At 66.5% G+C, this 9,015-nt stretch carries 10 protein-coding genes; 8 read left to right on the top strand and 2 right to left on the bottom strand.

Translation table 11 applies throughout. The annotated features are described in order from the left end of the window. The first annotated feature begins 112 nt into the window (after positions 1 to 112). From ACEN88_RS18200 to ACEN88_RS18175, 6 genes are read left to right on the top strand one after another with little or no spacing between them, the layout of a single operon-like run. Complete coding sequence (locus ACEN88_RS18200) at positions 113 to 1,429, top strand: hemolysin family protein (protein ID WP_413341773.1); 1,317 nt, start codon at positions 113 to 115, stop codon at positions 1,427 to 1,429. A 53-nt stretch (positions 1,430 to 1,482) separates the two neighbouring features. Continuing rightward, positions 1,483 to 2,247, top strand: a complete 765-nt coding sequence (locus ACEN88_RS18195) for an OBAP family protein (RefSeq protein WP_413341771.1) — start codon at positions 1,483 to 1,485, stop codon at positions 2,245 to 2,247. A gap of 39 nt (positions 2,248 to 2,286) precedes the next feature. Further along, a complete protein-coding gene (locus tag ACEN88_RS18190; RefSeq protein ID WP_413341769.1) occupies positions 2,287 to 2,607 on the top strand; it encodes a metalloregulator ArsR/SmtB family transcription factor in 321 nt (106 codons plus the stop codon). Between the two features lie 2 nt (positions 2,608 to 2,609). Continuing rightward, positions 2,610 to 3,044, top strand: a complete 435-nt coding sequence (locus tag ACEN88_RS18185; protein ID WP_413341768.1) for a YeeE/YedE family protein — start codon at positions 2,610 to 2,612, stop codon at positions 3,042 to 3,044. Between the two features lie 10 nt (positions 3,045 to 3,054). Beyond that, complete coding sequence (locus ACEN88_RS18180) at positions 3,055 to 3,525, top strand: DUF6691 family protein (RefSeq protein WP_413341767.1); 471 nt, start codon at positions 3,055 to 3,057, stop codon at positions 3,523 to 3,525. Then, positions 3,526 to 4,227: an MBL fold metallo-hydrolase gene (locus ACEN88_RS18175; RefSeq protein WP_413341765.1), complete on the top strand. Its 702-nt coding sequence runs from the start codon at positions 3,526 to 3,528 to the stop codon at positions 4,225 to 4,227. A gap of 40 nt (positions 4,228 to 4,267) precedes the next feature. Here the strand turns inward: ACEN88_RS18175 and ACEN88_RS18170 are convergent, their stop codons facing one another. Further along, positions 4,268 to 6,868 (bottom strand): EAL domain-containing protein, encoded by a 2,601-nt coding sequence (locus tag ACEN88_RS18170; protein WP_413341764.1) that lies wholly within the window; start codon positions 6,866 to 6,868, stop codon positions 4,268 to 4,270. A gap of 214 nt (positions 6,869 to 7,082) precedes the next feature. Here ACEN88_RS18170 and ACEN88_RS18165 point away from each other — a divergent pair, with 214 nt between their 5' ends. After that, a complete protein-coding gene (locus ACEN88_RS18165) occupies positions 7,083 to 8,453 on the top strand; it encodes an amino acid permease (RefSeq protein ID WP_413341762.1) in 1,371 nt (456 codons plus the stop codon). A 52-nt stretch (positions 8,454 to 8,505) separates the two neighbouring features. Further along, positions 8,506 to 8,688, top strand: coding sequence for a cupin domain-containing protein (locus ACEN88_RS18160; protein ID WP_413341775.1), 183 nt, complete (start codon positions 8,506 to 8,508; stop codon positions 8,686 to 8,688). A 21-nt stretch (positions 8,689 to 8,709) separates the two neighbouring features. On the opposite strand, the gene ACEN88_RS18155 is transcribed toward ACEN88_RS18160, so the two are convergent. Beyond that, positions 8,710 to 9,015 (bottom strand): hypothetical protein (locus ACEN88_RS18155; protein ID WP_413341760.1); only part of this gene is annotated, 306 nt, incomplete at its 5' end.

Below are 9,015 nucleotides of genomic sequence, written 5' to 3'. Positions count from 1 at the left end.
AGATTTTTTTTAGACACAGCTCCCCGCTTTCGCGGGAACGACGCGAGCTTCTGTGCGACCTTGTTCAATTCCCTCGTGCGATGATTAATCCGTCATCTCACCCGGGACCCGCATGGTCGACATCGTCATCATCCTCGCCCTCATCCTGCTCAACGGCGTGTTCTCCATGTCGGAGCTCGCGGTGGTGTCCGCCAAGCGCCTGCGCCTGGAAAAGATGGCCGACGAAGGCCGGCGCGGCGCCGGTACCGCGCTCGACCTGCATGACGATCCGAGCCGCTTCCTCTCCACCGTGCAGGTGGGCATCACCCTCATCGGCATCTTCAACGGCGCGTTCGGCGAAGCGTCGCTCACGGCGCGCCTGACGCCGGCGCTCGCCGGCATGGGCGTGCCGGACGGCTATGCGCGGCTCGTCGCGCTCGCGATCGTCGTGGCCGGCATCACGTTCTGTTCCATCGTGCTGGGCGAGCTGGTGCCCAAGCGCATCGCGATCCTGTATCCGGAAACGATGGCGGCCATGATCGCGCGCCCGCTGCAATTCATGGCCCGTCTCGCGCATCCGTTCGTGCGGCTGCTCGCGATGACGACGGACGGGATCATGCGCCTGCTCGGCATGCACCACCACAAGGACGAGACGCCGACCGAGGAAGACGTCACGGGCATGATCAAGGAAAGCACGGACGCGGGTGTGTTCGAGAAGGCGGAGTACGACATCGCCGCGCGCGCCCTGCGGCTCGACGACTGGCACCTGCGCGCGCTGATGACGCCCCGGGTTGACCTGGAATTCCTCGACCTCGACCAGCCGCTGGAACGCAACCTCGCGCGCATCGCGGAATCGCCGTACAGCCGCTTTCCCGTGTACCGCGGCGACCGCTCGCAGGTGCTCGGCATCGTGCGTGCGCGCAACCTGTTCGGCCAGGCGATCCGCACGCAGTCGCTGGCCGGCATCGACATCGAGGCCGCCCTGGAGACGATCCTGTACCTGCCCGAATCGAGCAGCGCCATCGACCTGCTGGAACAATTGAGGCAGCACCGCGCCGAGCTGGCGATGATCGTGGATGAATACGGCGACATCCAGGGCATGATCACGCTGACCGACGTGATGAGCGCGCTCGTGGGCGACGTCACGCCGACGAGCGACCACGGCCAGCCCGACGCCGTCCGGCGCGACGACGGCAGCTGGTTCGTCGACGGCGGCATGGTGCTCGACCGCTTCCGCTACCTCACGGGCGCCGACATCGACTTCCCCGACGAGGACAGCGGCGCCTACCACACGCTGGCCGGCTTCATGCTGTACCAGCTCGCCGTGATTCCCCGCGCGGGCGACCGGCTGGACTGGGAAGGCTGGCGGTTCGAAGTCGTCGACATGGACGGCAACCGCATCGACCGGCTGCTGGCTTTTCATCTGCCTGCGCCGCCGGCGCGCACCTGACCCGGGCGGAACCGGCGGCCGGTTTCACGATCCTATCCACCAAGGAGGTTCCAATGAAGCTGCATACCGTCGCCGGCATGGCCGGCTGCCTGTTCGCTACCGTGGCCGCCGCCCAGCACCCGCAGCCCGCCGGCGCCCCGAAGGCCGGCGACACGCGCGCGCTCGAAGCGGGCGCGAAGCTCTTGCAGGGCAATGCGCCGCTGGCCGGGTTCGACATCTACCTGAATGGCTTTCATCCGATGAAGGAGCAGCCGGAGATGCAGGTCGAAGCCCACCACTTCTGCCGCCAGGTCAACGAGGACTTCGCGCAATGCGCCCTGTTCGACGGCAATACGCGCGCGGCCAACCTGAACGGCATCGAATACATCATTTCGGAAAAGCTGTACGGCAGGCTGCCGCCCGACGAGCGCCAGTACTGGCATCCGCACAACGGCGAGATCCTCAGCGGCCAGCTGATCGCGCCCGGCCTGCCCGAGGCGGCCGAACACGCGCTGATGAAAAAGAAGATGAACAGCTACGGCAAGACGTGGCACGTGTGGAACACGGGTGCCAACGGCAAGCCCGGCGACGCCCTGCCGCTGGGCGTGCCGATGCTCGCGTGGTCGTTCAACCGGGATGGTGAGCTGCTGCCCAACATGCTCGAGGAGCGCGATACCCGCATGAAGATCCACACCGGCGACCGGCGCAAGTCGCGCGCCGACCTGAAGCCGCTCGCACATCCGCAGGGCGGCGTCGACGCGCTGAAGGGCAAGTTCCCGCGCCAGACGCAGGACATGCCGGGCGTCGTGGACAGCCAGCCCCAGCCGCCGAGCAAATAATCTATTGAGTTATAGATTGTAGTTTTATAGAATGAGTGCATGGACACCGTCACGACTCTCCCGCCGGACGCCATGCGCGTCGCCGCGGCCCAGGCCGGCGGCCTGCTGAAGGCGCTCGCGAATCCGGATCGCCTGCTGCTGCTGTGCCAGCTCACGCGGGGCGAGCAGCCCGTCGGCGCGCTGGAAGCGGCGCTCGACATCCGCCAGCCCACGCTGTCGCAGCAGCTGGCGGTGCTGCGCCAGGAAGGCCTCGTCGCCACGCGGCGCGACGGCAAGCAGATTTTCTACAGCGTGGCGAGCCCGGAAGCGCTGGCCGTGCTGCGGTTGTTATACCAGCTGTATTGTCCGAAGGAGGACTGATCATGCGGATCGACTGGCTCCATTTCACCCCGTGGGCATCGCTCGCGGGCGGCATACTCATCGGCCTGGCCACGGCCCTGCTCCTGCTGGCCAATGGCCGCGTCGCCGGCATCAGCGGCATCGTCGGCGGCCTGCTGCGACCCAGCCGCGGCGATATTGCGTGGCGCGTCACGTTCATTCTCGGCCTGTTCGCCGCGCCGCTCGTGTGGCTGAGCATGCGCGCGATGCCGCCGGCGCAGATCGACCATTCCCCGGCGCTGCTCGCCGTGGGCGGCCTGCTCGTGGGGATCGGCACCCGCTTCGGCAACGGCTGCACGAGCGGCCACGGCGTGTGCGGCATCGCGCGCCTGTCGCCCCGCTCGCTGCTGGCCACGGCCTGCTTCATGGCGGCCGGTTTCGTCACCGTCTTCATCGTGCGCCACGTGCTCGGGCGCTGAGGAACCTTTCATGAATCTCGTTACCGCCTTCCTCGCCGGCCTGCTGTTCGGCGGGGGCCTGATCCTGTCCGGCATGAGCAATCCCGCCAAGGTGCTCGCCTTCCTCGACGTGACCGGCACCTGGGACCCGTCGCTGGTGTTCGTGATGCTCGGGGCCATCCTCGTCGCCGCCCTCGCCTTCCGCTTCGCGCGCACGCGCGTGCGGCCGCTGTTCGGGAGCCAAATCCGCGTGCCGGGCGCGGGCCGCATCGACGCGCCGCTCGTCCTGGGCAGCATCACGTTCGGCGTCGGCTGGGGCCTCGTCGGTTATTGCCCCGGTCCGGCGCTGACGGCGCTGGCCGTCGGCGGACGGTCCACCCTCCTGTTCGTTGCGGCGATGGTGGCCGGCATGGCAATATTCGAAGTGGCCGAGCGTATCCGCGCCGGCATCGAGGCTCAACGCGGCGGTACCCGCGCCGCGGCCGGCCCGTCGGGAGAATGAATGCACAACAATCCGATCCAGTTGTTCGACGCCGCGTCGTCGACCTTCACGTACATCCTCGCCGCGCCCGGCAGTGACGCCGCGGTCATCATCGACCCCGTCGACCAGCACGTCGAACGCGACCTCGCCCACCTGCGGCGCCTGGGCCTGCGCCTCGAATACATTCTCGAGACGCACGCCCACGCCGACCACGTGACCTCCGCCGGCCGCCTGCGCCAGCTGACGGGCGCGCGTGCCGCCGTGCCGAGCGGCTGCGGCATCCCGCCCGCCGAAGTGCAGCTGCAGGACGGCGACATCATCCGCTTCGGCGCCGGCGAGACGATCGCCGTGATCCACACGCCCGGCCACACGGCGGGCAGCATGTGCTACGTCTGGCGCGGCAATGTGTTCACGGGCGATACGCTGCTGATCGACGGCTGCGGCCGCACCGATTTCCAGGGCGGCAGCGCGGCGGCGCTGTACGACAGCATCACGCGCAAGCTGTTCGCGCTGCCGGATGCGACGCGCGTGTGGCCGGGGCATGACTACAGGGGCCAGTCGGTGTCGACGATCGGCTGGGAAAAGGCGCACAACGCGCGTGTGTCGGGGCGGTCGCGCGAGGATTTCGTGACGCTGATGGACGGGTTGAACCTGCCGCAGCCGAAGCTGATCGACATCGCCGTGCCGGCGAATCGCAACCTCGGGCTGCCGCACGGCGTCTGATCGGATACCGGGGCCGCCGCCGAACCCGCGCGGCGGCGGCCTAGCCGTTGCGTTGCCGGTGGAGCCGGAACGCGTCGCGAATATTTCTCACCAGTTCGCCATCGTCCCATGGCTTGGTCATGAACTTGAAGAGTTCCCCCTGGTTGACGCTGTCCGTCACCGCCGCGAGATCGGTAAATCCCGACAGGATGATGCGTATCGTATCCGGGTAGAGCTCCCTGACGATCCGCATGAACTGGGTCCCCGACATGTTGGGCATGCGCTGGTCGCAAATGATGACCTGCACCTTGTTCAGGGCAAGCAGGTTGAGACCCTCCTGCCCTCCGCTCGCCGTCAACACGCGGTATCCCTCGCGCCGCAGCAGTCGCCTCAGCGTCGACAGGTTGTTGGGTTCGTCGTCGACGATCAGGAGCGTATCTTCATCGACCTGCGGTCCGAGCGTCAGCAGCGTTTTTTCGACGAGCATGGTTTCGAATTGCGCGGCCGGCACCGCCTCGCTGAAGTAAAACCCCTGCAGTTCGTCGCAACGGCGCCGGCGGAGGAATTGCAATTGCCCTTCCGTTTCGACCCCTTCCGCGACCACGCGTAAATGCAGGCTGTGGGCCATCGCAATGACCGCAGTCGCGATCGCCGCATTCCCGGCATTGGCATTGACGTCGCGGATGAACGCGCGATCGATCTTGACCGCGTCGAACGGGAAACGCTGCAGGTGGGCGAGCGAAGAATGCCCGGTGCCGAAATCGTCCAGGGACAACTGGATACCCAGCGCCTTCAAGGCCTGCAGATTCGCCGCGGCCAGCTCCACGTCATTCATCACCATCGATTCCGTCAGCTCGAATTCGAGATGGTGGGCCGGCAGCTGGTGCCTGGACAGCGCATCCGTCACGTCCTGTACGAATTTTCCATTCCTGAGCTGCGCCGCCGACAGGTTGACCGCGACCGGCACGACGTCGATCTTCCCCTGCAGCCAGCGCGCCTGCTGGGCGCAGACGGTATCGAGAACCCAGTCGCCGATCGGCTCGATCAGCCCAACCTCTTCCGCGAGTGGAATGAAGGTGCCGGGAAACACCAGTCCGCGCTGTGGATGCCGCCAGCGAATCAGGGCTTCCGCGCTGACGATGCGTCCACTCACGAGGTCAACCCGTGGCTGGTAGTACACGACGAATTCCTGCGCATCGAGCGCGTGCAGCAGCTCCGATTCCAGTGCGAGCCTGGCAGCGTGAGAGGCATTCATCGCCGGCGAGTAATACAGATAAGGTTCGCCCAGCCGCTTGGCGCTCTGCAGCGCCGCTTCCGCATGCTTGAGCAGGGTTTCGGCATCGCCGCCATCGCGGGGACACAGCGCCAATCCGGCCCGCGCCTGGACACGTGCTTCGTGCGGCCCCAGCCGGAAATGCTGGTTGATGGTCGCCAGGATGAACTCATCGACGATATGTTCGAGGTCGGCGTCCTGCGCCAGTTCGGCGACGGCGATCGCAAACGTGGCGCCACCGATCCGCGCCACGCTGACACCCCCCGGCAGCGCCTCGTCCAGCCGCTGTGCGACCTGTTTGAGCAGGGCGTCGCCCATGTGGCGTCCGAGTGCATCGTTCAGTTGCGTGAACCGATCGATATTCACCAGGATCGTGCCGACATGCTGTCCCGCCTGCGCCGAGTGGATGAATTGCCCGAGCCTGTCCTCGAACAGCCTGGCGTTCGGCAGTCCGGTCAATACGTCGTAATACGCCAGATAGCTGAGCCGCTCCTTGTTGTCGATGAACTGCAATGCAAAGTTGATGTCACCGACCAGGTCATCGAGGAGCTTGAGTTCCTCCGCATCGAAGAACCCGGCGGTATCGGCAATGAACACCATCACGGCGTCGACGCGACCGGCCGGCGCCAGCGGCAGCGCGGCAACGGCACGCTGCCCTTCCTCGAGCATTTCCCTCGCCAGCGGCGCCAGCCCGGGATCCGTCGCGACGTCATTGCAAATCACCGCCCGCGCTTCGCGCGCCGCCACGCAGGCTGGCCTTGCGCTATCGATACTGTCGGCGCGTAAGGTCAAGTGCACCCGGTCGACGTTGCGCCGTTCGCCGCCGCACCACGCCACGACCCGCCCCTCGAGCACATCGGGCTCGAACGCGCCGATCCATGCCGTCTTGAACGCGCCGACGTGCACCGCGATCCGGCAGACCTCGCCGAACAGCTCGTCACGCGTGTGGATCCGGGCGATCGCCGCATTGACACCGCTCGACACGGCGTAGATCCGGCTGAGGCGCATGATCTTGTCCTGCGCGAGCAGGCGCTCGGTGACGTCGTGGGCAAGGACGAACCTGCACGCGCGTTCGCCGAACCACAAGGGATGCGACGTGATTTCCACATGAATGACGGAGCCGTCCTTCCTGACATGCCGCCAGATGCCGGACTTTTCGATACTCGGTACCTGCGGCTGCCGCAGGTTGTCGTCCAGCCGCTCGAGATCTTCCCGCAAACGGATATCGCGGAGCGTCATGGCCAGGAATTCCGCTTCCGAATAACCGTAATGGACGATGGCCGCGGCATTGACCGCCATGAAGCGGAACGTTTCGAGGTCATACACCCACATCGGTACTGGATGCGCGTGAAACAGCGCGGAAAATCCGGCGTCTGATGGTTGAATCATGATATTCCTGGACAGCTGCTTATAAAATACATGCGGGAAGACATCCGCCATTCCGGGAGGAGTCCAGTTCAAGATTGCTCGAACCGCCGTGTTTTTGCAAGTCCATCTTTTTACGACGAAATCCCGCCTCGATATTCGCGTACGAGTTCGCGATCGCGTGGTCACATCCGCCACCGTTTGCTTTAAAATCCTTGTCTTTTAGCAAGCGGGCACCATGGCTTCCGACCACACGACACTCCACCGCGGCCTCAAGAGCCGGCACATCCAGTTGATGGCCCTCGGCGGCGCCATCGGCACCGGCCTGTTCCTCGGCGTCGCGGAAACGGTCAAGCTGGCCGGTCCGTCCGTCCTGCTCGGCTACGCGGTCGCGGGCCTGGTCGCCTTCCTGATCATGCGCCAGCTGTCCGAGATGATGGTCGACGAACCGGTCGCCGGCTCGTTCGGCCACTTCGCCGACAAATACTGCGGCCGCTTCGCCGGCTTCGTATCGGGCTGGAATTACTGGGTGCTGTATGTGCTCGTCAGCATGGCCGAGCTGTCCGCCGTCGGCATCTACGTGCAGTACTGGTTTCCGGGCGTGCCGGCGTGGGTGTCGGCGCTGGGCTGCTTCGTGCTCGCGAACGGCATCAGCCTCATCAACGTGCGCGCGTTCGGCGAGAGCGAGTTTTGGTTTTCCGTCATCAAGGTGGCAGCCATCATCGCGATGATCGTCTATGGCGTGTTCCTGCTCGCGAGCGGCGGGGCGGGACCGCAGGCCGGCGTCAGCAACCTGTGGACGCACGGCGGCTTCTTCGCCCACGGCATCCAGGGTCTCGTGATGTCGATGGCGATCATCATGTTCTCGTTCGGCGGCCTGGAGGTCATCGGCATCACGGCGGCCGAGGCGGCCGATCCGTCCCGCTCGATCCCGCGCGCGACGAACCAGACGCTGTGGCGCATCCTCGTGTTCTACGTCGGCGCGCTGGCCGTGTTGTTGTCGCTGTACCCGTGGGACCAGATCGTGCCCGGCGCCAGCCCGTTCGTGCTGATCTTCAAGGCGCTCGACGCCGGCGTCGTCGCGCACGTGCTGAACGTCGTCGTGCTGACGGCCGCGCTGTCCGTCTACAACAGCTGCGTGTACTCGAACAGCCGCATGCTGTACGGCCTCGCCGTGCAGGGCCACGCGCCGCGCGCGCTGCTGCGCGTGAACGAACGGGGCGTACCGCTGGCGTCGCTCGCCGTGTCCGCCGTCGCCACCGCGCTGTGCGTGGGCGTCAACTATGCCGTGCCGGGCAAGGCGCTGGGCCTCCTGATGGGTCTCGCCGTCGCCGGCATGCTGATCAACTGGGCGATGATCAGCTGGTCGCACCTGCGCTTCCGCGCCGCCAGGCAGGCCGCCGGCGAGCGCACGGCGTTCCCGAGCCCCCTCTACCCGCTCACGAACTGGGTGTGCCTGCTGTATCTCGGCGGGATCGTCGCGATCATGTATGCGACGCCGGAACTGCGCGTCTCGGTGTGGATGATTCCGGCCTGGCTCGTCGTGCTGGCGATCGGCTACCGGGTGGCCGAGGGCCGGCGCGCGCGCATCGCCCGCGCGACTTCGTGATCACGGGCGCCGGTCCGGTCGCGCAACGTCGTACAGGGCGTCTAACGGCACGCTGGCCGATCATGCGCACCCGTTCGAAGCGAAGGCGCTGATCCTGAAAGGCGAGATCCGCCTGCACGCGGGCGGCGAGATCAAGATCTATCGGGCCGGCGACGTGTTTCACCTGCGCCGCGACGAGCCGCATCGCGAGAGTTACGCGCCCGAGGGCGTGGCCTATCTGTCGGGCCGGCGGTAGGGTGGGCACAGGGTCCCCACCCTACGCCCGCTCCTCGGAGAGAACCAGCACGGGCTGCGCGCCGGCCGCGCGGAACACGATGGCGAAGCAGTCGAACCAGTCCTGCGGATCGGAGCACCCGTCGGCCAGCATCGCCCGGTACGCGTCTTCCGCGCGGTATGCGTACACGACCACGACTTCACCCGCCGCATCGGCGAACCAGCCCTCGTCGTCCGCGCGCGGCCGCACGCCGTCGCCATGACGGCCATGCCAGCCGTGCTGCGCCGGATCGTACAACAGCACCTCGCGCCCGCACACGGGGCACGCGGCATGCACGGGTGCCCCGTG

Source organism: Massilia sp. CT11-108 (assembly GCF_047302915.1).
GTDB classification, from domain to species: Bacteria; Pseudomonadota; Gammaproteobacteria; order Burkholderiales; family Burkholderiaceae_D; genus Telluria; species Telluria orientalis.
The sequence above is the reverse complement of the archived record's forward strand: the minus strand, read 5'-3'. Positions and strand labels throughout refer to the sequence as shown.